This is a genomic window from Halalkalibacillus halophilus DSM 18494, assembly GCF_000423105.1.
Lineage (GTDB): Bacteria > Bacillota > Bacilli > Bacillales > Alkalibacillaceae > Halalkalibacillus > Halalkalibacillus halophilus.
Map to the genome: position 1 here is coordinate 221,450 of NZ_KE383978.1, position 24,194 is coordinate 245,643.

General features: G+C 40.1%; 17 protein-coding genes. 15 read left to right on the top strand and 2 right to left on the bottom strand.

Features of this window, described 5'->3' with window-relative positions; genetic code table 11:
* Window positions 1-154: 154 nt before the first annotated feature.
* Complete coding sequence (locus G532_RS15350; RefSeq protein ID WP_051189180.1) at window positions 155-2,095, bottom strand: transglycosylase domain-containing protein; 1,941 nt, start codon at window positions 2,093-2,095, stop codon at window positions 155-157.
* 162 nt (window positions 2,096-2,257) lie between these two features.
* Between G532_RS15350 and G532_RS0112910 the strand changes: the two genes are divergently transcribed.
* From G532_RS0112910 to G532_RS0112945, 8 genes are all read left to right on the top strand, one after another.
* Window positions 2,258-2,704: a YwiB family protein gene (locus G532_RS0112910; protein WP_027965167.1), complete on the top strand. Its 447-nt coding sequence runs from the start codon at window positions 2,258-2,260 to the stop codon at window positions 2,702-2,704.
* Window positions 2,705-4,375 (top strand): arginine--tRNA ligase, encoded by a 1,671-nt coding sequence (gene argS / locus G532_RS0112915; protein WP_027965168.1) that lies wholly within the window; start codon window positions 2,705-2,707, stop codon window positions 4,373-4,375. It begins immediately after the preceding gene.
* 454 nt (window positions 4,376-4,829) lie between these two features.
* Window positions 4,830-6,947 carry a (Fe-S)-binding protein gene (locus G532_RS0112920; RefSeq protein ID WP_027965169.1) on the top strand — a complete coding sequence of 706 codons (2,118 nt, stop codon included), beginning with the start codon at window positions 4,830-4,832 and terminating at the stop codon, window positions 6,945-6,947.
* A gap of 426 nt (window positions 6,948-7,373) precedes the next feature.
* The gene (locus G532_RS0112925; protein WP_035513031.1) at window positions 7,374-8,393 is read left to right on the top strand and encodes an ABC transporter ATP-binding protein; all 1,020 of its coding nucleotides are present in this window, start codon (window positions 7,374-7,376) and stop codon (window positions 8,391-8,393) included.
* Window positions 8,380-9,312: an ABC transporter ATP-binding protein gene (locus G532_RS0112930; RefSeq protein ID WP_027965171.1), complete on the top strand. Its 933-nt coding sequence runs from the start codon at window positions 8,380-8,382 to the stop codon at window positions 9,310-9,312. The genes G532_RS0112925 and G532_RS0112930 overlap by 14 nt, the downstream gene beginning before the upstream one ends.
* Window positions 9,313-9,319: 7 nt before the next feature.
* Complete coding sequence (gene opp4B, locus G532_RS0112935; protein ID WP_027965172.1) at window positions 9,320-10,282, top strand: oligopeptide ABC transporter permease; 963 nt, start codon at window positions 9,320-9,322, stop codon at window positions 10,280-10,282.
* A gap of 27 nt (window positions 10,283-10,309) precedes the next feature.
* The gene (locus G532_RS0112940) at window positions 10,310-11,230 is read left to right on the top strand and encodes an ABC transporter permease (RefSeq protein WP_027965173.1); all 921 of its coding nucleotides are present in this window, start codon (window positions 10,310-10,312) and stop codon (window positions 11,228-11,230) included.
* Between the two features lie 116 nt (window positions 11,231-11,346).
* The gene (locus tag G532_RS0112945; RefSeq protein ID WP_027965174.1) at window positions 11,347-13,260 is read left to right on the top strand and encodes an oligopeptide ABC transporter substrate-binding protein; all 1,914 of its coding nucleotides are present in this window, start codon (window positions 11,347-11,349) and stop codon (window positions 13,258-13,260) included.
* 130 nt (window positions 13,261-13,390) lie between these two features.
* Here the strand turns inward: G532_RS0112945 and G532_RS0112950 are convergent, their stop codons facing one another.
* The gene (locus G532_RS0112950) at window positions 13,391-14,236 is read right to left on the bottom strand and encodes a VOC family protein (RefSeq protein ID WP_027965175.1); all 846 of its coding nucleotides are present in this window, start codon (window positions 14,234-14,236) and stop codon (window positions 13,391-13,393) included.
* A gap of 177 nt (window positions 14,237-14,413) precedes the next feature.
* Here G532_RS0112950 and G532_RS0112955 point away from each other — a divergent pair, with 177 nt between their 5' ends.
* From G532_RS0112955 to icmF, 7 genes are all read left to right on the top strand, one after another.
* A complete protein-coding gene (locus tag G532_RS0112955) occupies window positions 14,414-15,595 on the top strand; it encodes an acetyl-CoA C-acetyltransferase (protein ID WP_027965176.1) in 1,182 nt (393 codons plus the stop codon).
* 18 nt (window positions 15,596-15,613) lie between these two features.
* Complete coding sequence (locus tag G532_RS0112960) at window positions 15,614-16,465, top strand: 3-hydroxybutyryl-CoA dehydrogenase (protein WP_027965177.1); 852 nt, start codon at window positions 15,614-15,616, stop codon at window positions 16,463-16,465.
* 21 nt (window positions 16,466-16,486) lie between these two features.
* Window positions 16,487-17,626 carry an acyl-CoA dehydrogenase gene (locus G532_RS0112965; protein WP_027965178.1) on the top strand — a complete coding sequence of 380 codons (1,140 nt, stop codon included), beginning with the start codon at window positions 16,487-16,489 and terminating at the stop codon, window positions 17,624-17,626.
* Window positions 17,627-17,779: 153 nt separating this feature from the next.
* A complete protein-coding gene (locus tag G532_RS0112970) occupies window positions 17,780-18,919 on the top strand; it encodes an acyl-CoA dehydrogenase (RefSeq protein WP_027965179.1) in 1,140 nt (379 codons plus the stop codon).
* Between the two features lie 294 nt (window positions 18,920-19,213).
* A complete protein-coding gene (gene meaB, locus G532_RS0112975; protein ID WP_027965180.1) occupies window positions 19,214-20,146 on the top strand; it encodes a methylmalonyl Co-A mutase-associated GTPase MeaB in 933 nt (310 codons plus the stop codon).
* Window positions 20,139-20,786, top strand: a complete 648-nt coding sequence (locus G532_RS15355) for a TetR/AcrR family transcriptional regulator (RefSeq protein ID WP_035513034.1) — start codon at window positions 20,139-20,141, stop codon at window positions 20,784-20,786. The genes meaB and G532_RS15355 overlap by 8 nt, the downstream gene beginning before the upstream one ends.
* Before the next feature lie 15 nt (window positions 20,787-20,801).
* Window positions 20,802-24,029 (top strand): fused isobutyryl-CoA mutase/GTPase IcmF, encoded by a 3,228-nt coding sequence (icmF, locus tag G532_RS0112985; protein WP_027965181.1) that lies wholly within the window; start codon window positions 20,802-20,804, stop codon window positions 24,027-24,029.
* Window positions 24,030-24,194: the final 165 nt, after the last annotated feature.

Sequence of the window (24,194 nt, forward strand, 5' to 3'; positions counted from 1 at the left end):
TGCAATCAGTTGTTAGGAAGTCCAATCAGTCGTTAACTCGGTGCAATCAGTTGTTAGGAAGCCCAATCGCCCGTCAGCGCAAGTCAATCGCTCGTCAGAAAGCTCAATCGCCCTCCAACGCTACTCCACTCAAACAGTCCTCACACCCAACACATTAAAAAACCTCGTCACACATATCGACCGGCGCAGTGCCATCGAGGAAGTACATAATTTTTGCTCGTTCTTCACAGCCGGGGCCGGATAGTTTTCCGCTCACTGGGTCGACTTTAATAACATCGACGCCAGGTGGTGCTTCGAAGCTTTTTCTTGGTAGCCCAGCGTGAAGTTCTTCCATATAATTTGCCCACACATTTTTAGCTGCCTGTAAATTTAAATTCCCTGTCAGTTCTTCGTTTTGATCGTACCCAGTCCAAACAGCAGTCGTATAGTCTGGGGAGTAACCGATCATCCAACTGTCATTTGGGGTGGTTCCAGATTTCCCGGCGTAATCGCGCGTTAGTATGTCTGAAATACTAGAGCCAGTTACGTTCATGTATCCGTTCAGCCGTTCATCGAACATTCCGGTTAATAAACTAGTTAAAACCGCACTATATTTCTCATCTAAAATCCGCTCGGGAACGGCTGCCTGGTGTTGGTATACTATTTCTCCTTCTCGATTTGTAATTTTCTCGATAACATAAGGTTCCACACTCCACCCATTATTCGCAATTAAACTATAGGCATTTGCCATTTCCATAACCGAAACAGATGCCGTACCCAGAGCGAGTGATGGTACTGCAGGTAGATCTTCGTCAATTCCAAACACGCGAGCAGATTCTACTAAATTTTCAGGTTGAACAAATAGGTTTGTTTTCACCGCATAAATATTATCGGATAAAGCGACTGCTTGAGCTAATGTAATGGGTTCTTCCGCGTAATAATCATTAAAGTTTGTCGGTGCATACACTTCTCCATTATCTAGCGTGAAAGAAGTTGGTGTGCTTTCAAGTGTTGTTGCTGGTGTGTACCCATAAACCAATGCCGCATAGTACAAAAATGGTTTGAAGGTTGATCCAGTCATTCTTTTAGCTTGTGTGACACGGTTAAAAGAACTTGATTCGAAGTCTCTGCCGCCTTGTAAAGCGACAATTTTTCCAGTTGCTTGCTCGAGTGTAACTGCACCGATTTGTAATTGCGAACGTGGCAAGTGCTGGTAAACATTCGATTCAAGTTTTCGTTGGGCATCCTGATTAAGCGTCGTATAAATCCGGTAACCAGCCTCTTCCATTTTTGCTCGGTCTAAATCTAAAAGGTCTGAAGCTTCTTTTAACGCATAATCCACAAAATAATCCGCTGTTTCTTCATGGATTTCATCCGGATTTTTAAAATTTAAATGTTGATGTAGTGCTTCTGAATAATCTTCTTGATTTAAAGTTCCAATATCATTCATTCGGCTTAAGATCCATTCTTGTCGCTCCTTGTTATTATCCTCAGATACTAGAGGTGAATAAACAGATGCTCCTTTAGGAATAGCTGCTAATGCTGCAGATTCAGAAGCGTCTAGGTCGATCGCTGATTTATCAAAATAAAAATTACTAGCAGCCTCAATTCCATACTGGCCATGTCCAAAGTAAATCGTGTTTAAATAACCAAGAAGAATATCCTCTTTTGATTCGAAGATTTCTAATCGAAGAGCTAGCATCGCTTCTTGAATTTTACGGGTCCATGTTTTGGTATGGGTAAGGAATACGTTTCTCGCATATTGTTGTGTAATTGTGCTTGCTCCTTGAGTTTTATCAAGCGAACGAATATTATGGTAGACGGCAGAAGCGATTCGTTTCATATCAAACCCAAAATGATCATAAAAATGCTGGTCTTCTGCAGCGATGAAAGCATCAATAACATGTGGAGAAATCTCCTCTAAAGGAACAGAATGGCGGTTCTCATTTCCGTGACGAACGGTTACAACTTGTTCATCTTGGTCATATACAATCGTGTTTTCCTCCGTTTCGTAGACTGGAGGACCTTGCATAATAGTATATAGAAGCACTACTAGAATGGAAGATAGTGCGAAGATTGTAAGGAATGTAGTATATATGAATATTTTTTTAATCATGATTTCTCCCCAATCGTGGTTTTGCTTACTATTTATTATGGAAAGATTTAGCTATATTTATACTAGGTGAAGGCATGGTATAATAAACTTTTCTTCTCATTTTTAAAAAAATTAGATATAATACATAAGATATAGATTTGGTTTTACTGCGTAGGAAGGACGATGACTTTGCAAGATAAAATGATTAATGTTGAAATTCAAGTAGGTACAGGAATTACAGACCCAAATGGAGTAGATGAATCGATTAGCCGAAAAGAAAAAGGTTCATACTTGAGGAAGGGTAATTTACATCTACTTAAATATAATGAAGAAATAGAAGGCTTCGGAGAGATCATTACCACTTTTATTATTCAAGATAATAAAATCACTTTAAAACGTGAAGGTGCTGTGAAAATGCATCAAGTCTTCCGAATAGGTAAAAGTACGGAATGCGTGTATCGCCATCCACATGGACAATTCCGGATGGAGACAACGACACATCAAATGAAATATTTAAAAGGACAAGAAAATAAATCTGGTAAGCTATTTGTAGAATATGACGTTTCTTTAAATGAAGACGAGCCGCGCTTGCATCAGCTTGAACTAGAATTCTATGAGGAGGAAAAATAAGTGAGTGTAGTAGAGGAAGTAGAGCAACAATTAAAACATGCTATTGAACAAGCTGTATTAAAGGCAAAACTCGCTGAAAAAGAACAGCTTCCTGAAATCGTTTTAGAAACACCTAAAGATAAAAACCACGGAGACTATGCAACGAATATAGCGATGCAGTTAGCTCGTATTGCTAAAAAAGCTCCTCGTGAAATTGCTCAAGATGTTGTTGATCATTTCGATCAAGCACAAGCATCGGTGAAACAAATCGAGATTGCAGGGCCAGGCTTTATTAACTTTTTTATGAATACGAGTTATTTAACAAGTGTTGTAGAGAATATCCTAGAGCAGCCTGACCAATTCGGTGAAACCAATGTGGGGGATGGAAAACGCGTACAAATTGAGTTTGTATCTGCAAATCCAACCGGTACCCTTCACTTAGGACATGCACGTGGCGCAGCATATGGAGATACACTTGCTAACGTTCTAACGAAGGCGGGGTTTGAGGTAGAACGTGAATATTATATTAATGATGCAGGCAATCAAATCGATAACTTAGCAAAATCGATTGAAGCTCGCTATTTTGAAATTTTAGATCATCCAAAAGAGATGCCTGAAGACGGGTATCGCGGAGAAGATATTATTCAGTTAGCCGAATCATTAAAAGGTGCTTATGGCGATCGTTTGTTAGATAAAACAGAAGTGGAACGGTTAGAAATTTTTCGTAAGTATGGATTAGAACACTTACTGGTTGGAATCCGTAAAGATTTAGAATCATTCCGAGTGCCATTCGATTCATGGTTTTCCGAGTCTACTCTTTATGACGACAAGTTAATTGAATCAACAGTTGATCGTTTAAAAGATCGTGGGTATATTTACGAAGCAGATGGTGCAACTTGGTTTAAATCAACGGAGTTTGGTGATGACAAAGACCGTGTGCTTATAAAGCAAGATGGAACTTATACGTATTTGACACCCGATATCGCCTATCACCAAAACAAAATTGACCGAGGGTTTAATGAGTTAATCAATATTTGGGGTGCTGACCACCATGGCTATGTCAAACGGATGAAAGCTGCCATTCAAGCATTAGGTAACCCTGAAGAAGTGTTAGATATCAAAATTACACAAATGGTTAACCTTTTCAAAGATGGAGAAAAAGTGAAGATGAGTAAGCGAACAGGAGAAGCAGTTTCGATGGTAGAATTAATTGATGAAGTCGGGCTGGATGCGACACGTTATTTCTTCTCGATGCGATCTAATGATTCCCATTTAGATTTTGATATGGACTTGGCAAAGTCACAATCAAATGAAAATCCTGTATACTATGTCCAGTATGCTCACGCACGTATTTGTAGCATGCTTCGTCAAGCAGAGGAAAAAGATGTTGACGTAAATAAACGTGGCGAATTTCATCTATTAACTTCTGAAAAGGAAGTCGAACTATTGAAACGCTTAGGTGATTATCCGCAAGTAATTGCAGAAGCGGCAGACAAAAAGATGCCACACCGAATCCCGCAATACGTATTTGATTTAGCAGCGGATCTACACAGTTTTTACAACGCAGAAAAAGTGATTGATTCTAATAATGAAGCAGTGACGCTTGCTCGTGTTGGACTAATGCAGGCAACTCGAGTTGTATTAAAAGATGCGCTTCGGATAATTGGTGTGGATGCACCAGAGAGAATGTAATCGAAATATTGAAAAAGAGGCTAGGACAGAAGTGTCTATGGTCATGAATATTCCGAACAAAGCAGATAAAAAGCGGATGAAATAGACGGAGACTCCTGTGGGAAATAGAGCTCAGGCGAGACCCCGGAATGCGTAGCATGAGGAGGCTCACCAGCTCCCCACGGAAAGCGCAGTCTATATCAGGAGCGAGTTAGTCGCACTGCATTTTATTGTTCGGATTTTCATGCTAACACTTTAATTTGTTCCAGCCTCTTTTTAATTAGGTCCAACAAATTATTCTTCATAAATCAACTGGTCAACCATTGACTGAATGCTCATTCATTGTATAATGTAAATAATAAGAATAATTCATCAAATCAAGTCGTATTCGTGATAGAATAAAGAGTATATAATCGAATATTACTTTGGTTTCACCGGGTTGATCTATACTTAGAAATAAAATGGGGGTAAGGAAATGGACATGTTAATCATGTTAAATTGGATCGCATTCTTAGCAGTCACCGCTTATGGGCTATTCCTCTTCGTTCAAGTGGTTCGAACAAGAATTGGGTTTATAAAGATGGGACGCAAAGAGGAATATGATAACGATTTCAAAGATCGTGTACGTGATATTGGCATTTACGTCTTTGGTCAGAGAAAATTACTGAAAGATAAAAAATCAGGAATCATCCACGTGATGATGTTCTATGGTTTCTTACTTGTACAGTTTGGTGCAATCGATTACATATGGAAAGGACTTGCACCTGAGTCACATGTACCTCTGGGGATCTTCTATCCAGGGTTTGTATTCTTCCAAGAATTAGTTACTTTAACTATTTTAGTTGCCGTTGTATGGGCATTTTATCGACGTTACATTGAAAAACTCGTACGTTTAAAAAGAGGGTTTAAAGCCGGATTAGTACTGATTTTTATAGGAACATTAATGGTTACTGTACTAGCAGGTAATGGTTTTGGGCTAATCTGGCATGGTCATGACTTAACCTGGTCAGAACCAGTCGCCTCAGCTATTGCCGCTGCCTTTATGTGGATGAGTCCAACTGCAGCAGCTGTCATGTTTTATGTAATGTGGTGGATCCATTTATTCGCGCTATTAAGTTTCTTGGTGTATGTGCCACAATCCAAGCACGCACACTTAATCGCAGGACCTGCTAACGTATTTTTTAATCAAGATAAGAAGCACGGAAAGCTTCAAGCGATTAATTTTGACATGGATGAAATGGAAGAGTCTGATGAAGAGCCTAGCTTCGGGGTAGGTAAAGTAGAAGACTTTAATGAATTACAGTTACTAGACTTGTACGCATGTGTGGAATGTGGTCGTTGCACGGACGTCTGTCCAGCTTCTGGATCAGGTAAAATGCTTTCTCCAATGGATATCTTAATTAAAATCCGTGACCACTTAACTGAAAAGGGTGCTGCCGTTACAGGAAACACTCCTTGGGTTCCATCTTATGCATTTGCTGGAACTGCAGGAAACCAAGCTGCTAATCAGGATGAATCATTGGCAGAACAAGTAGTTAATCAAAACCTACTTGGAGATGTTGTAACAGAGGAAGAGCTTTGGGCTTGTACGACGTGTCGTAACTGTGAAGACGCTTGTCCAGTTATGAACCAACACGTGGATACGATCATTGATCTTCGACGCTATTTAGTAATGACAGAAGGTAAGATGGACCCTGAAGCGCAACGTGCCATGACAAACATTGAACGCCAAGGTAATCCATGGGGTCTTTCTAAGAAAGATCGTGAAAACTGGAGAGAAGTGGACGAAACATTAAATATTCCAACAGTAAAAGAATTAAATAAAGAAGGCGAAGAGTTTGAGTACCTATTTTGGGTAAGTTCAATGGGCGCTTATGACAATCGTAGCCAGAAAATTGCTATGGCATTTGCCCGACTAATGAACAAAGCTGGAGTCAAGTTCGCTATTTTAGGAAATAAAGAACGTAACTCTGGAGATATGCCTCGCCGAATTGGTAATGAGTTCCTTTTCCAAGAGTTAGCGGAAAAGAATATTCAAGAATTCCAGAAAAACGACATTAAGAAAATCGTTACGATTGATCCGCACGCTTATAATATCTTTAAAAACGAGTACCCTGACTTTGGTTTTGAAGGGGAAGTATACCACCATACGGAATTATTAGCAGACTTAATAAAAGAAGGTAGATTAAAGCCAGAACAAGCAATTAATGAGAAAATCACTTTCCATGACTCTTGTTATCTAGGTAGATATAACGAAGTATATAATCCACCTCGTGATATTTTACAAGCAGTACCAGGTGTTGAATTCGTTGAGATTGCTAGAAACAAAGAGAATGGAATGTGCTGTGGAGCCGGTGGTGGAATGATGTGGATGGAAGAAACGACAGGAAATCGTATTAACGTTGCTCGGACCGAACAGGCACTTGATGTTCAACCTGATACGATCTCAAGTGGTTGTCCATATTGCTTAACCATGTTAACGGATGGTACAAAAGCAAAAGAAGTAGACGAAGAAGTTACTACACAGGATGTTGCGGAAGTACTAGAACGTTCTATTTTTGGAGCACCTGCAAAAGTGGAACAGCCTGCATAAATACCCATACTCCCCTTCCAGTTTTAAAAGTTAAAATTGGAAGGGGAAGTTATGTGTCAAGACACAATTGAATACTTATTCAGTTATATGAATATAATGTCGCAGATATGACACCGAGTCAGAAGTCCTGCAAAAATTGTAGAAAAATAAAAAATAAAATATATTTTTAGAAAATTGCTAAAACAGGTTGCATTTTCATCATTAGTTTCTTAAAATAAGACTTATCAAATTTAAATTGGACACAGATTTGGAAATAAACAGAAAAGAGATAACAATCTAATTACAAAGAGTCGATTAAATCAACTCCATAGATTACAAAGGTGTTAAAATTTTTTTGATGTAAATTTTCAAAATTTACAATCAATTAAAGAATTATCTCACAAAGTACTTACAACTAGAGTAAAACGAAAGTGTAGGGTGATCGTTTTGAGTGATACATTATTATTAGAAATAAAGAATTTAAAGACTTCTTTTCGTATCGGAGAGGAATATTACGCAGCTGTTGATAATATCTCTTTAGATGTTCGCCACAATGAAGTCTTGGCATTAGTAGGGGAATCAGGATCTGGAAAGAGTGCTACAGCGTTTTCCATTATGAACTTACATAATCGCGCTAAAATCGAAGGACAAATTCTATTTAATGGGCGTGACATAGCAAACCTTCCTCCAAGTAAAATGAATAAGCTTAGAGGAAATGAAATCTCAATGATCTTCCAAGACCCATTAACAGCATTAAACCCGTTAATGGAATGTGGGAGGCAGATTGAAGAAGTGTTAATTCTTCATAAATCTAATATGTCTAGTAAGCAAAGAAAAGCATATGGAATTGACTTGTTGAATCAAGTTGGTATCCCTAGACCGGAAAGAATTTATGATCAATTTCCACATGAACTATCTGGCGGAATGCGCCAACGTATCATTATAGCAATTGCCATTGCAAATAAGCCGGAATTACTTATTGCTGATGAGCCAACAACGGCACTGGATGTAACCATTCAAGCACAAATTCTTGATCTAATCAGAGAGTTAAAGAATGACTTGAACTCTGGGGTTGTCTTAATTACACACGACTTAGGTGTCGTTGCGGAAATGGCAGATCGCGTAGCTGTTATGTACGCTGGACAAATCGTAGAAATAGCCGATGTAGAAACATTATTCATTCAACCATTACATCCGTATACACGTTCTTTACTAAGCTCCGTACCAAATGCTGAAGGTACAGATGACAAATTACATGTAATTCAAGGAATTGTACCTTCCTTAAAACACCTTCCTCGTGAAGGGTGTCGATTTAAAGATCGTATTCCTTGGATGGATGACTCGGTACACGAAGAGCATCCAGAGCTTCATGAAGTTAGCCCTGGCCACTTTGTTCGTTGTACATGTTACCAACATTTCCACTTCCCAGAACAGAATGAGGAGGAGCAGGCTCATGGCATTACTTAGAGTAGAAGATTTACAAATCTACTTCCCAATACGTGGAGGGATTTTAAATAGAAAGATAGATGACGTAAGAGCAGTAGATGGGGTCTCATTTGAAATCGAACAAGGTGAAACATATGGTCTTGTAGGAGAGTCAGGCTCAGGTAAAACAACTACTGGTAAAGCAGTAATGGGGCTTAACAACATCACTGGTGGAGATATTTACTTCGAAGATAATCATTTGAACCCTGGAAAAGGGAAAAAGGTAGATGTTCGTAAAGATGTGCAAATGATTTTCCAAGATCCGTATTCAAGTTTGAACCCTCGTAAACGAGTAATTGATATTATAGCTGAACCAATTCGCAACTATGAAAAACTAACGAAAAAACAAGAACTTCGTAGAGTACAAGAATTGTTAGAGCAAGTGGGGTTAACACCAGAAAGTATTTATAAGTATCCACATGAGTTCTCTGGTGGACAAAGACAAAGAATCGGTGTAGCAAGAGCGATTGCTTTGAAGCCGAAACTAATTATCGCAGACGAGCCCGTATCGGCACTAGATGTTTCTGTACAAGCGCAAGTATTGAATTTCATGCAACAAATCCAAAAAGATCTAAACTTAACATTCCTATTTATTTCTCACGACTTAGGAGTAATAAGACATATGTGCGACAAGATCGGCATTATGTATCAAGGCCGATTTGTAGAAGAAGGGTTGCGTGATGAAATATTCACAGACCCACAACATATTTACACTAAACGATTAGTTGCGGCAATACCAGATATCGATCCGAGACGACGTCAAGAGCACCAACAGTACAGAGAACAAGTTAAAGAGGAGTACCAAAACTCATTCAATGACTACTTTAATGAGGATGGCCTTGCTCACTCGCTAAAATCTATCACCGACACACATCGTGTAGCGTTGCCAGAGAGAGGTTGATCAGGTTATGTGGAAATTTATAGTTCGAAGGTTAATCATTACGATGCCGCAAATCGTATTACTTAGTTTATTCGTATTCATAATGGCTTCGTTTATGCCAGGTGATGCACTAACAGGACAAATTGGACCTGATGTTGACCAAGACAGACTGCAAGAATTACGTGAACAAATGGGCCTCAACAATCCTTGGTACATACAATATCGAGATTGGATATTAGGCGTCTTCCAAGGTGACTTTGGTACGTCTTTCCGTTACAACATGCCAGCATCGGAGATTATCCAACAACGTATGATTAATACCATTTGGTTGTCATTAGTTTCTCTTATTTTCATTTATGCATTAGGAATTCCAATGGGTCTAATCAGTGGACGTTATAATGACAAATTGATTGACCAAGTAATCACAAGCTACACTTACTTAGGATTTGCAACACCAATCTTTATTTTTGGTTTAATTGCACTTTGGGTTGGTGGATTCCAGTTAGGTTGGTTCCCGACCGGTGGATCTGTAGCACCTGGGTTAGAACCAGGCTCACTAGAATATATATTGAGTAAAATTCACCACCTGTTACTTCCAGGACTAGCTATTGCATTAATTGGTTTAGTTGGTACTGTGCAATATTTACGTAGTGAAATTATTGATACAAAACAAAAGGATTTCATTATTACAGCACGAGCGAAAGGTGCACCGGAACAACGTGTGTATAACCGTCACATCTTCCGAAATTCCGTTTTACCAATAGCAGCATTCTTTGGTTATGAAATTACATCATTAATCAGTGGAACAGTATTTATTGAGCAGATCTTTAGTTATCCAGGAATGGGTAACTTGTTCCTAGAATCAATTAATATTCGCGACTATACAGTAGTTACAGCACTTGTACTTCTGTTCGGTCTAGCAGCGATTATAGGGGCATTACTATCTGACATCATTTTAAGTATTGTCGATCCACGCATTAGGATTAAGTAGAGATGAACAGCTCAGGGGGTGAAACGGATGGAAGATAAGAAGACGGCAGCTGATGTAGAACAATCAGTTGATCCAAAAAAAGTTGAAAAGAGTCCTTCTGGTTTTAAAACGATCTGGAAGGAAATTATGAAAGATAAATTAGCGTTTATTTCGCTTATATTTTTAGTATTAACAACACTTTCTGTATTTATTATATCTTTTGTATTAGACCAAGAACAGATTGTTATGGTTGATCCATTTTCTTTGTATGAATCACCTTCAAGTGAATGGTGGTTAGGAACTGATTATGGTGGGCGTGACGTGTTTGGCCAATTAATAATTGGAACGCGCAACTCACTAGCAATAGGGATACTTGTAACATTACTATCCGGTTTCGTCGGCATTGTTTTCGGTGTCGTTTCAGGTTACTTCGGTGGTCAAGTTGATAACGTCATGATGCGTATTGTTGACTTTTTCATGGTCTTACCGAACTTAATGGTAATTATTGTGTTTGTATCAATCGTACCAACGTATAGTGTTTGGACATTTTCACTAGTAATGGCATCCTTTCTGTGGATGGGGATTGCGAGGTTAATTCGTTCAAGAGCCTTACAAGAAAAAGAACTGGATTATGCGCAGGCATCCCGTACTCTAGGTACATCACACGCTAAAATCATTTTCACGCAAGTTCTACCAAATGTTACTTCATTAATTGTTGTAACGATGACTCTGAACTTAGCTGCAAATATTGGAATTGAATCAGGACTTTCCTTCTTAGGGTTTGGTTTCCCTGAAAGCACTCCAAGTCTTGGTACATTGTTAAGTTATGCAAGAAATCCACAAACTCTAGAGTTTCGTTGGTGGATTTGGGTTCCACCTGCAGTATTAATCTTACTGCTAATGTTAGCTGTTCGTAACGTGGGAGAAGCGTTAAAACGTGCTGCCGATGCGAGACAGAGAAGAGCATAAGAAACACTATTAATTTGTTACCTTCGTTGGTTTTAAATGAAATCAACGTTTGTATATAGTTTCACAAGTCAGGTTACTGACTTACCTAGTACTTAAATTTAAGGGGAGGTATTATGATGAGCAAATCATTATGGGGAAAGTATTTCTTTGTCCTAATGCTCGCTCTAGTACTTGTACTAGCTGCATGTGGCGGCGATGATGATACAAGTGAAGAGGGTGACGATCCAGAAACGGATCAGGAAGAAACAGATGAAGGTGAAGATGACGGCGAAGACGCTGATTCAGAGGAAGGAACAGAAGAAGAGGACGATGCTGACGTTGAAACAAACGAAGATGGCGAAGAGCTATATGACATCGAAGACTTTGATACTGTTGTTTCTAATGATGGCGAGCCAATGGACGGAGGAGAATTAACTTACGGTCTTGTAACTGATACTCCGTTTGAAGGTACGTTGAACTTTAACTTCTATTCAGGTACTTACGATGCAGATATTTTGCAGTGGTTAGATGAAGGTTTCTTATCAATGGATGACAACTACACTTACACTCAAGATGGTGCGGCTACATTTGATGTAGATGAGGAAAACAGCACGATTACTTTTACGATTAATGATGATGTATATTATCATGATGGTGAGCAAGTAACAGCTGAAGACTGGGTTTATGCTTATGAAGTAATTGGACACCCTGATTATACAGGTGTTCGTTATGGTACAGCTGGCTTCACATTAATTGAAGGTATGGAAGAATATCATGCAGGTGAAGCTGATGAAATTTCAGGTATTGAGATTCATGACGATTTATCATTCACAATTGACTATGAGCGTCTAACGCCATCTCTATTAACTGGTGGTATTTGGACTTATAGTATGCCAAAACACATTTTTGAAGGAATGGAAATAGCTGAAATGGCAGAGTCTCCAGAAGTTCGTGAAACTCCAGTTGGTTTCGGTCCGTACAAGGTTGATTCCATTGTACCTGGTGAGTCTGTATCATTAAGCAAGCACGAAGATTATTGGCAAGGCGAGCCTAACTTAGATTCATTGACTCTTCAGGTAGTAAACCCGAACGTAGTCGTGCAATCTTTAGAAAATGGCGAAGTTGACTTAGTAACTTCATTCCCAACAGATCAGTATCCAGATAATGCTGATATGGAAGGTGTAGAATTCTTAGGTAACATCGACATGGCTTACACTTACATTGGTTTCAAACTAGGTGACTGGGATGAAGAAGCTGGTGAAGTTAACTATCAAGGCGAAGACATGAAGATGGGTGACGTTGAACTACGTCGTGCTATGTGGCATGCAGTTGATAACGATGCAGTAGCAGAAAACTTCTATCATGGTTTACGTTGGAGCGGAAGCACGTTAATTCCACCTTCCCACCCGGCTTATCATGATGAGTCAATCGAAGCACCTGGTTATGATGTAGATGAGGCAAATCGTATCCTAGATGAAGCTGGATATGAAGATACAAATGGTGATGGTAATCGTGAAACTCCAGATGGTGAAGAGTTAACAATTAACTTTGCATCTATGTCTGGTGGAGACACGGCTGAACCGATCGCTAACTACTACATGCAAGCTTGGGGCGAAGTTGGCCTAAATGTTGAATTAGTAGACGGACGTTTACTTGAATTTAACTCTTTCTATGATCGTGTTGGTCAGTCTGGTGAAGACGATCCAGATATCGATATTTATCAAGGTGCATGGGGTGTAGGTAGTGATGTTGATCCGACTGGTCTATATGGTCGCGGACAACTATTTAACTTCCCACGTTATGCAAGTGAAGAAAATGATGCTTTATTAGAAGACGGTTTATCGGATGAAGCATTCGATCAAGAATACCGTCAAGAAGTATACTCTGAGTGGCAGGAATTAATGGTGGAAGAAATTCCAGTATTCCCAACACTTTATCGTGCAATCCTGTACCCAGCTAATGAGCGTGTAACTAACTATGACATTAACGTTCACTCTGGTGGAACAGAATACGATTTATATGAAATTGGTGTAACTGAAGAAAGCCAATAAAGTAATGCAGAAAAGACCTCGGCCTTTGCCGAGGTCTTTTTGTGTCAAATAAGAAAAACAGCAGTGCTCCTTTTGTGAAAATTGGGACACTGCTGTTTTCAATTTGATATATACAGTTATATCTACATAACTAAAATAAAACCCAAATGCCATTAGGATCTTCTACTTGGTAGTTACCTTCTTTATCATCCTTTATTTCATAGCCTAAGACACTCAATTGATTAACAATTGATTCCTTCATGTCTTCAGAAATATTCAAAGTATAACTTTGTAGTCCTATTTCGTTATTTTCCTGTCGCCTGCCATTTGCTGTAAACCATGTGTTTAGCGCAACGTGATGATGATAATTTTGGTCAGACAAGAATAAAGCCTGATCACCATAGGATGCTACTTCCTTAAGCCCGATCCCCTCTACATAAAACTTACGTGATTCTTGTAATCGATTGGCTTTCAAATGAATATGGCCAATAATCGTTTCAGGTGGTAAGCCTTCAAAGGAATCTTCGTTTGCTTCTTTCAATAATCCATCAACATCGAGTGGTTCTGAGACCATTTCGACCTGGTCTTTTTTCCATGACCAAGAATCAAATGAACGATCTCGATAAATTTCAATTCCATTACCATCGGGATCTGCTAAGTATAAAGCTTCTGATACACCGTGGTCGGATGCACCTTGAATCTGGTGATTATGTGTAATGAAAAAGGTAAGTACATTTGCAAGGGCTTCTCTTGTAGGTAGTAACAGAGCCATATGAAATAAGCCAGTATGTCCATTCTGAAGTGGGGTTGGATGATCGACTTCTAATAATGTAAGAGAGGCAGGTTGTTCTCCGAAAGAAAGTACCGCTTTGCCTTTTTCTTTTTCTACTACAGTCATCCCAAATAATTCATGGTAAAAGTTTAAGGAACGCTTCAAATCTTTTACTTTTAAGTTAACATGGGAGACATGTGTGGTTGTTAACTGATGAAAATTCATATAATTCACCTCTTTATATCTTTTCCAAAGTATAACATATTATCTTGAATTCATAGCATTATTCGCTTAGCGATCGACAAGAAATTATAGATAATTTAGAAATCGAGCGAACGCTCAATCGATTATATGTTATACTAATTGGTAGCGGTTACAAACAAGGAAATGGGAGGAATTACATTGACTAAAACAGTGATTGTATCAGGTGCTAGAACACCTTTTGGTAAATTCGGAGGAGGTTTAGCGCCATTAACGGCGGCTAAGCTTGGAAGCATTGCAATAAAAGAAGCATTGGTTCGTTCCGGTGTGGAAGCTGAACAAGTAAGTGAAGTGATTATGGGTTCTGTATTGCAAGGTGGACAAGGGCAGTTACCTTCTCGCCAGGCAATGAGAGAAGCAGGCCTTCCATGGGAGACAAAAACGGAAACAATTAATAAAGTATGTGCATCAGGTATGCGCAGTGTGACACTAGGTGACATGATGATTCGTTTAGGAGAAGAAGACGTCATTGTTGCTGGTGGAATGGAAAGTATGAGTAATGCTCCTTATTTCATGCCAAGTGCTAGATGGGGTATGCGTATGGGTGACCAGAAAGTTGTCGATATGATGGTGCATGACGGTCTTACTTGTAGCTTTGAAAATGTGCATATGGGTACGTATGGAAATCGTACGGCTTCAAAATTTGATCTATCACGTGAAGATCAAGATAAATGGGCTGCACAAAGTCACGAGCGTGCTCTTGATGCGATGAATTCAGGTCGTTTTGATGATGAAATAGTACCAGTAGAAGTACCTCAACGTAAAAAAGATCCTATTAAAATCGAAAGAGATGAATCTCCACGTGAAAACACGACAGCAGAAGGATTATCAAAATTACGTCCTGCGTTTGATAAGGATGGCTCGATCACAGCTGGAAATGCGCCTGGAATTAATGATGGTGCAGCTGCGATGGTTTTAATGTCAGAAGAAAAAGCGAAACAAGAAGGTAAAGATGTACTTGCAACAATTATTGCTCATGAGGAAGTGGCTGTGGAAGCGGAGCGTTTTCCAGAAACCCCGGGCATTGTTATTAACAAGCTTTTAGAAAAAGTAGACTATACATTAAAAGATATAGATTTATTTGAGGTGAATGAAGCGTTCGCGGCTGTATCCCTAGCAAGCGGAAAAATTGCAGGTCTCGATCATGAAAAAGTAAATGTAAATGGCGGAGCAGTTGCGTTAGGTCACCCGATTGGTGCAAGTGGAGCTCGAATTATTTTAGCACTTGCTTATGAGTTAAAGCGCCGTGGTGGTGGTCTTGGAATCGCGTCAATCTGTTCTGGCGGCGGTCAAGGAGATGCTGTATTAATCGAAGTAAAATAATAGCTAGGGGGAACTAGAATGACAATCAAAACAGTAATGGTGATTGGAGCAGGGCAAATGGGAGCAGGCATTGCACAAGTTTTTGCTCAAGCCAATTTCACCGTGAAATTAAATGATCTATCTGAAGAAGCGCTGGAAAAAGGCTTAAACGGAATTGATAAAGTATTAGCGAGAAATGTAGAAAAAGAACGAATGACGGAAGAAGAAAAGTCTAAGACATTAGCAAACATCACCACAACGTCTGACATAAAAGATGCACATGATTGTGATTTAGTAGTGGAAGCGGTTGTTGAAAACATGGATGTGAAAACAAAAGTGTTTCAACAGTTGGATGAAATCACGCCAAAGCATGCCATTTTAGCATCGAATACGTCGTCTTTACCTATTACGGATATTGCTGCAGTCACGAATCGTCCGGAACAAGTAATTGGTATGCACTTCATGAATCCAGTGCCTGTGATGAAGCTTGTGGAAATCATTCGTGCGATTCAAACAACAGATGCAACATATCAAGCTGTAGAAGAAGCGACGAAAGCATTAAATAAAGCTCCTGTTGAGGTGGAAGATTATCCTGGGTTTGTATCGAACCGAGTGTTGATGCCAATGATTAACGAAGCAATTTACACCGTGTTTGAGGGAGTTGCTAAGCCAGAAGATGTCGACCAAGTCATGAAACTAGGTATGAACCATCCAATGGGGCCACTACAGTTAGCAGATTTTATCGGACTAGACACGTGTTTATATATTATGGAGATCTTACATGATGGATTTGGCGATAGTAAATACCGTCCATGTCCGCTTCTTCGTAAGTATGTAAAAGCTGGCTGGTTAGGTAAAAAATCCGGACGAGGTTTTTACGTGTATGACTAAAGAAATGGATGGTGGAACAAGGTGAAACTAAGTTTTACAGAAGAGCAGGAAATGATGCGTAAAATGGTTCGCGATTTTGCACAAAAAGAAGTCGCACCGGAAGTAGAGCGAATGGAAAAGGAAGATCGTTATCCTGAAGAACTAGTTGGGAAAATGGCTGAGTTAGGTCTATTAGGGATCCCTGTTTCAGAAGAAAATGGCGGAGCAGGAATGGACTACACTTCTTATATTATAGCGATTCATGAGCTTTCTAAGGTGAGTGCAACTTTAGGAGTCATTTTATCCGTGCATACTTCAGTTGGTACTTTTCCAATCTTGAAATTTGGTAGTGAAGAACAAGTGAGCCACTACATTCCAAAGCTTGCAAGTGGAGAGTACGTTGGAGCGTTCGCGTTAACGGAACCAGGAGCAGGAAGTGACGCGGGTAGCTTGAAAACACGCGCTGTGAAAGATGGCGATGATTATATTATTAATGGTTCCAAAGTGTACATCACAAACGGAGGCTACGCTGACACTTATATTGTCTTTGCCAACACGAACCCAGAGGAAAAAAGTAAAGGCGTTTCAGCATTTATCGTGGAAAAAGATACTCCAGGATTTGAAATTGGAAAAAAGGAAAAGAAAATGGGGTTACATGGCTCGAGTACGGTAGCTTTAAGCTTTGATAATTGTCGCGTCCCTGCGAAGCAGTTATTAGGCCAAGAAGGAGAAGGATTCAAAATTGCCTTGGCTAACTTGAATATCGGTCGAATCGGAATTGCTGCACAAGCACTAGGTATTGCGGAAGCTGCATTAGAAGCAGCTGTTGACTATGCAAAAGAACGTGAACAATTCGGTAAGCCAATTGCACAGCATCAAGGGGTTTCCTTTAAATTAGCTGATATGGCAACCGCCGTCGAGAGCTCCAAGCTGTTGATTTACAACGCGGCTTCTATGCATGAAGCGGGGATTGACTGTAGTAAAGAAGCCTCCATGGCTAAGAAGTTCGCTTCTAAAACAGCCGTGGATACAGCAATCGAAGCGGTGCAAGTATTTGGCGGATATGGGTATACAGAGGACTACCCAGTTGAACGCTATTTTCGTGATGCGAAAATTACCCAAATATATGAAGGGACGACGGAGATACAAAATATTGTAATCAGTCGTCATTTATTGAAGTAACTTTTCGCTGATTTAGTGAAGTTATGAGATTTCTGGATATACGGTAAATTTTGTGGATTTATGCTAATATTTCTGGAAAAAAACGCTACTTTTCTGGATATATGTTTGTTTTTGTGGATATAAATCATGCGAATAAAAGAGGAGAGATTATAGATGAATTTTCAACTAACAGAAGAACAGCAAATGCTACGTAAAATGGTGCGTGATTACGCGACGAAAGAAGTGGAGCCAACAGCTGCAGAACGTGATGAAGAAGAGCGCTTTGACCGTGAAATTTTTGACAAAATGGCGGAACTTGGGCTTACAGGTATTCCTTGGCCAGAAGAGTACGGTGGAATTGGATCGGACTTTGTCAGCTACGCAATTGCAGTCGAAGAACTTTCACGCGTGTGTGCTTCCACAGGTGTAACGTTATCAGCTCATATTTCATTAGCGAGCTGGCCGATTTATACTTACGGAAATGAAGAACAAAAACAAAACTTCTTACAACGTCTAGCAACTGGGGAAGCTTTAGGGGCGTACGCTTTATCTGAACCGGGTGCAGGAAGTGACGTGTCATCGATGAAATGTTCTGCAAAAGCTGATGGCGATGATTATATTTTAAATGGTAGTAAAGTTTGGATTACAAACGGTGGAGTTGCTGACATTTACGTTGTATTCGCTAAAACGGATCACGACGCGAAACATAAAGGGATTTCCGCGTTTATCGTAGAAAAAGGCACGGACGGTTTCACTTTCGGTAAGAAAGAAGAAAAGCTAGGGATCCGTTCCAGCCCAACGACAGAGTTGATTTTTGAAAACTGCCGTGTGCCAAAAGCGAACATGCTCGGAGCAGAAGGTGATGGTTTCAAAATTGCGATGACTACACTTGATGGTGGACGTAATGGTATCGCTGCTCAAGCTGTTGGAATCGCACAAGGCGCGTTAGATGCTGCTGTTGATTATGCAAAAGAGCGTGAACAGTTCGGTAAGCCAATTGCCCAGAATCAAGGTATTTCGTTTAAACTTGCTGATATGACTACAGAAATCGAAGCTTCTAGATTACTTACTTACCAAGCAGCTTACAATGAGTCAGCAGGAATTCCTTATCAGAAGGAATCAGCAATGGCGAAGCTTCTAGCAGGTGATACGGCAATGAAGGTTACAGTAGAAGCGGTGCAAGTATTCGGTGGATATGGTTATACAAAGGACTATCCAGTAGAACGTTATATGCGTGATGCGAAAATCACACAGATCTATGAAGGAACTCAAGAAATTCAACGTCTTGTAATCGGACGTATGTTGACGAAGTAAATCTAATTAAGTAGTAACAGTATTCTTTTAAAAGTTATTGCTGAAATCATACTTGGTTCCACTGGGTTGTTGTATTGTAATGAGCGAAGGTGACGACTCCGGTGGGATTAGCACGAGTCTCGAGACCCCGGAGGAAGTGATTTTCTTCCGAGGAGGCTTGAGCCGTGCCCCACGGAAAGCGTTCACCGAAAGCGAATTACAATAACAACAACGGACATCGTCAAAGCTATAAATAGTAACAAACAGAAAGGAAGTGATCGTATTACAACAGATGCTCATGCTATTGCAGATCGTGTGGCAAACCAAGACCAGCGCGCCCTTGCTAAAGTGATTACGATGATCGAAAATGACCATCCGAAAAAACTTTCGATTATGAGTGATTTGAATGCACGTAAGAAAAATGCGCATTACATTGGAATAACCGGTTCACCTGGTGCAGGCAAAAGTTCGGTCGTCGATCACTTCCTGACGTTACTACGAGAAAAGAATAAAAAGATTGCAGTCATAGCTGTCGATCCTACCAGCCCGTTTAGTGGAGGTGCTTTACTAGGAGACCGCGTACGAATGCAAAAGCACTTCACGGATGAAAATGTGTTTATTCGTAGCATGGCGACTCGTGGAAGTATCGGGGGTCTTGCCAGAGCTACCAAAGATGCGATCAGGGCTTGCGACGCATATGGTTTTGATTATATTTTAATTGAAACGGTCGGTGTTGGTCAGTCAGAACTCGATATTATGAAAGTGGCGGACACAACAGCCGTTGTCTTAACTCCGAACTCGGGTGACATCATGCAAGTGTTTAAAGCAGGAATTATGGAGATTGCGGATTTGTTTATTTTAAATAAGTCTGATCTTCCAGGAGTAAATAAGTTGAAAAGCCAACTAGAAGACTTGATTCATATAGCAGGTCACAAGGGCCTCGAGCCACCAATTATTGAAACAACTTCTTCTGAAAAGCCGAGTGGATTCGACAACCTATATGAAGCTTTTAACAAGCATTGGACATACTTAGAAGAAACGAAAACAGGTAAAGAAAAACGCCAGGAACAGCTACAGTATGAGGTTTATGAACTGATTCAAGAAGAGTTATGGAAAGAAATTAAACAATCGATTGAGCAAGATGAAGCAAAGCAAAGAAGCTTATCTGAACATGGGGATCCATACCAAATCGCAGAACAATGGTTAAAAGAATGGCGAAGGAATAGGAAGGGTGATTCAGGTGGTTAAGGACATCGCTTCATCCATCAAGGACCAAAAGCTTGTAGAGAAACGCCGAGCGGAACTTCAAAAAGGTGCCGTTAGTTTGTTTAAACAAAAGGGATTTCATCGTGCAACGACACGTGAAATTGCACAGGCGGCAGGATTTTCGATTGGAACACTCTATGAATATATAAGAAAAAAAGAAGATGTATTATTTTTAGTATGCGATGCCATTTATGATGAAGTGAAGGCTCGAATGGAAGCTGTCATTGATACCAACCAAGCTTCTGAACATGCTCTCTATGAAGCTGTAGCTTCCTATTTTCAATTGATGGATGATATGCAAGATGAAGTGCTCGTACTTTATCAAGAACTTAAAGCGCTACCGAAAGATGCACAAGAGTATGTGTTGGATAAAGAAATGGAGATGTTGGCCTTTTTTGAAAGGCTTTTAGACAACAGTTCATCAGAGTTTCTATCTACACAACAGATTAATTTAATTGCTCATAACATTCTAATCCAAGGCCAGATGTGGGGATTCAGAAGGTGGGTCATGCAAAAGCAATTCACATTAGAAACATATACAGAGGAACAATTTAAACTTTTGAAAAGCCAGCTTGATGGACTAAAAGCAAGCCATCAATCTACTGGTAAAGTAAGCTCATAAGAGAGGAGAATTGACATGCAACAAGTAGAGCCATATGAAGTGAACCATCCTGTACGTTTTGTAACAGCTTCTAGTTTATTTGACGGTCATGATGCTTCCATCAATATCATGCGTCGAATTTTACAAGCGAGTGGAGCAGAAGTAATCCACCTTGGACATAACCGTTCGGTAGAAGAAGTGGTGAATGCGGCAGTACAAGAAGACGCACAAGGTATTGCGATTTCATCTTATCAAGGGGGCCACGTCGAATACTTTAAGTACATGGTTGATTTGTTAAATGAAAAAAATGCCGGTCATATTCGTGTATATGGTGGCGGTGGTGGAGTAATTATGCCACGGGAAATCAAGGAGTTACACGATTACGGTGTTGCTCGTATTTTCTCACCTGAAGATGGACGTGAGACGGGGCTTCAAGGAATGATCAACCGCATGTTAGAAGAATGTGATCACCCAACCCCGTTTGAGTTAGAAGAAGATGCGAAAAAGGCGAAAGAAGGTAATTATCAAGCAATTGCACGACTTATTTCACACGTAGAAAATGATCATGTTTCAAGTGAAAAATTGGCGGAACTATTAAAGGTTGAGGGATCGAATATTCCTGTTTTAGGAATCACAGGTACAGGTGGTGCTGGTAAAAGTTCTCTTACTGATGAGTTGATTCGCCGTTTCATCAACGAAGTACCAGACAAAAAAATTGCTATCCTTTCTGTGGATCCAACGAAGAAGAAAACGGGTGGAGCTTTATTAGGTGACCGTATTCGTATGAACGCGATTTTTAACCCTCGTGTGTACATGCGTTCCCTTGCTACTCGTGACTCTAAAAGTGAGCTTTCCAAAGCTATTTTAGATGCGATTGATGTGGTTAAGGCTGCAGATTTTGATTTTGTAATAGTGGAAACTAGTGGAATTGGACAAGGAGACGCTGAAATTACGGAAATTACGGACCTATCGATGTACGTGATGACAGCAGAATTCGGAGCTCCGTCTCAACTTGAGAAGATTGATATGATCGATTTTGCAGATTTCATTGTCATCAATAAATTTGAGCAAAAAGGTTCAGAGGACGCTCTTCGTCAAGTACGTAAGCAGTACGAACGTGGACATATGCGTTTTCATGAAGATCATGAGACATTCCCAGTTTTCGGCACCATCGCAAGCCAGTTTAACGACCCAGGAACGAACACGGTCTTCGCTTCGATTTTAGAGACGTTGAACGAACGTTTTGATTGGGGCGCGGAAGTTCCATTCGATACGACCATTAAGCTAGTGGAGAAGCAAAACTTGATTATTCCTCCAGAACGACGTCAATATTTACGCGATATCGTTCAGGCAGTGCATAGCTATAAAGAAGATGCGGTAAAACAAAGTGAAGCTGCTTCGAAACTTTATCAGTTAAAAGGTGCACAAGATGAACTTGGAGAAGAAGGAAAAGCTCTCCAGTCCTTAATTGAACGTTATGAAGAGGCGTTAACAGATGAAAGTAGAAAGAAGTTAGAAGACTATAATCAACTACAAGATACGTACACAAAAGATGAGATGTCGTATGAAGTTCGCGGAAAAGAATTTAAAGTGGATTTAATGACAGAAAGTATTTCCGGTATTAAAGTTCCAAAAGTTGCCTTACCTAAGTTCAATGACTGGGGCGACCGTGTCAAATGGATGTTCCTTGAAAACGTACCTGGTTCGTTCCCGTTCACAGCTGGAGTATTTCCATTTAAACGGACAGGGGAAGACCCAACACGACAGTTCGCTGGAGAAGGGACACCGGAACGTACGAATCGTCGTTTCCATTATTTATCGAAAAATGAACCTGCGAAACGTTTAAGTACAGCGTTTGATTCAGTGACATTATACGGGGAAGACCCAGACGAGCGTCCAGATATTTATGGTAAAGTCGGGGAATCTGGCGTGAGCATCTGTACAGTGGAAGACATGAAGAAGCTATATGACGGTTTTGATTTATGTGACCCATTAACATCTGTATCGATGACGATTAATGGACCTGCTCCGATTATTTTAGCGATGTTCTTTAATGCAGCGATTGATCAACAAGTTGCGAAATTCACTGAAAAAGAAGGTCGCGAGCCAAACAGTGAAGAGCGTCAACAGTTAGAAACGGAAACAATTTCTGTTGTTCGTGGAACAGTGCAAGCAGATATTTTAAAAGAAGACCAAGGACAGAACACATGTATCTTCTCAACAGAATTTGCGTTACGTATGATGGGTGATATTCAAGCACACTTTATTGAAAATGAAGTACGTAACTATTACTCTGTGTCGATCTCTGGGTATCACATTGCGGAAGCTGGTGCGAACCCAATCAGTCAGTTGGCGTTTACGTTAGCAAACGGGTTCACCTATGTGGAGTACTATTTGAGTCGCGGGATGGACATTAATAAATTTGCGCCAAACTTGTCGTTCTTCTTTTCAAACGGACTAGACCCAGAATATACAGTAATCGGCCGTGTCGCGCGTAGAATCTGGTCGATTGTTATGCGTGATAAATACGGTGCAAACGAACGAAGCCAGAAGTTGAAGTACCATATTCAAACGTCAGGTCGTTCCCTGCACGCACAAGAAGTCGACTTTAATGATATCCGTACTACATTGCAGGCATTGATTGCGATTCAAGATAATACGAATTCACTTCATACGAATGCTTATGATGAGGCAATTACGACACCGACAGAAGAATCTGTGCGTCGTGCCATGGCGATTCAGATGATCATTAATAAAGAGTTTGGCTTAACAAAAACAGAGAACTCTCTACAAGGTTCGTTTATTTTAGAGGAATTGACGGAATTAGTAGAAGAAGCTGTGTTACAAGAGTTCGAACGAATCAATGATCGTGGCGGCGTATTAGGAGCAATGGAACGCCAATACCAACGCGGTAAAATTCAAGAAGAATCCTTATATTATGAAGGCAAAAAACATTCTGGTGAGCTTCCTATTGTAGGAGTTAACACGTACCAGAATCCAAACCCACCTTCCGAAGATGAAATCAACGCAATGGAAATTGCAAGAGCATCTCAAGAAGAGAAACAGCAACAAATTAAAAACTTACGTGACTTCCAAAAACGTAATGAAACTGAAGCGGAAGTAGCATTGAACCGCTTGAAAGAAGTAGCATCTACAGATGGAAACATTTTCGCAGAACTACTTCACACGGTTCGCGTAGCAAGTTTAGGACAGATCACCAACGCATTATACGAAGTCGGCGGACAATATCGTCGAAATATGTAACCTATTAACAGAACCTTCTCTCGATTGATTCGAGGGAAGGTTTTTTCTGGTGCTGTAGGAGTCTACTGATGCAGAAGTGGATTGGATTCGGATATCAGCCGTCAGCAGAATATATCAGCGATAGCGTTGAAATATGAACTAACCCAACATGATTGTCATAAGCTT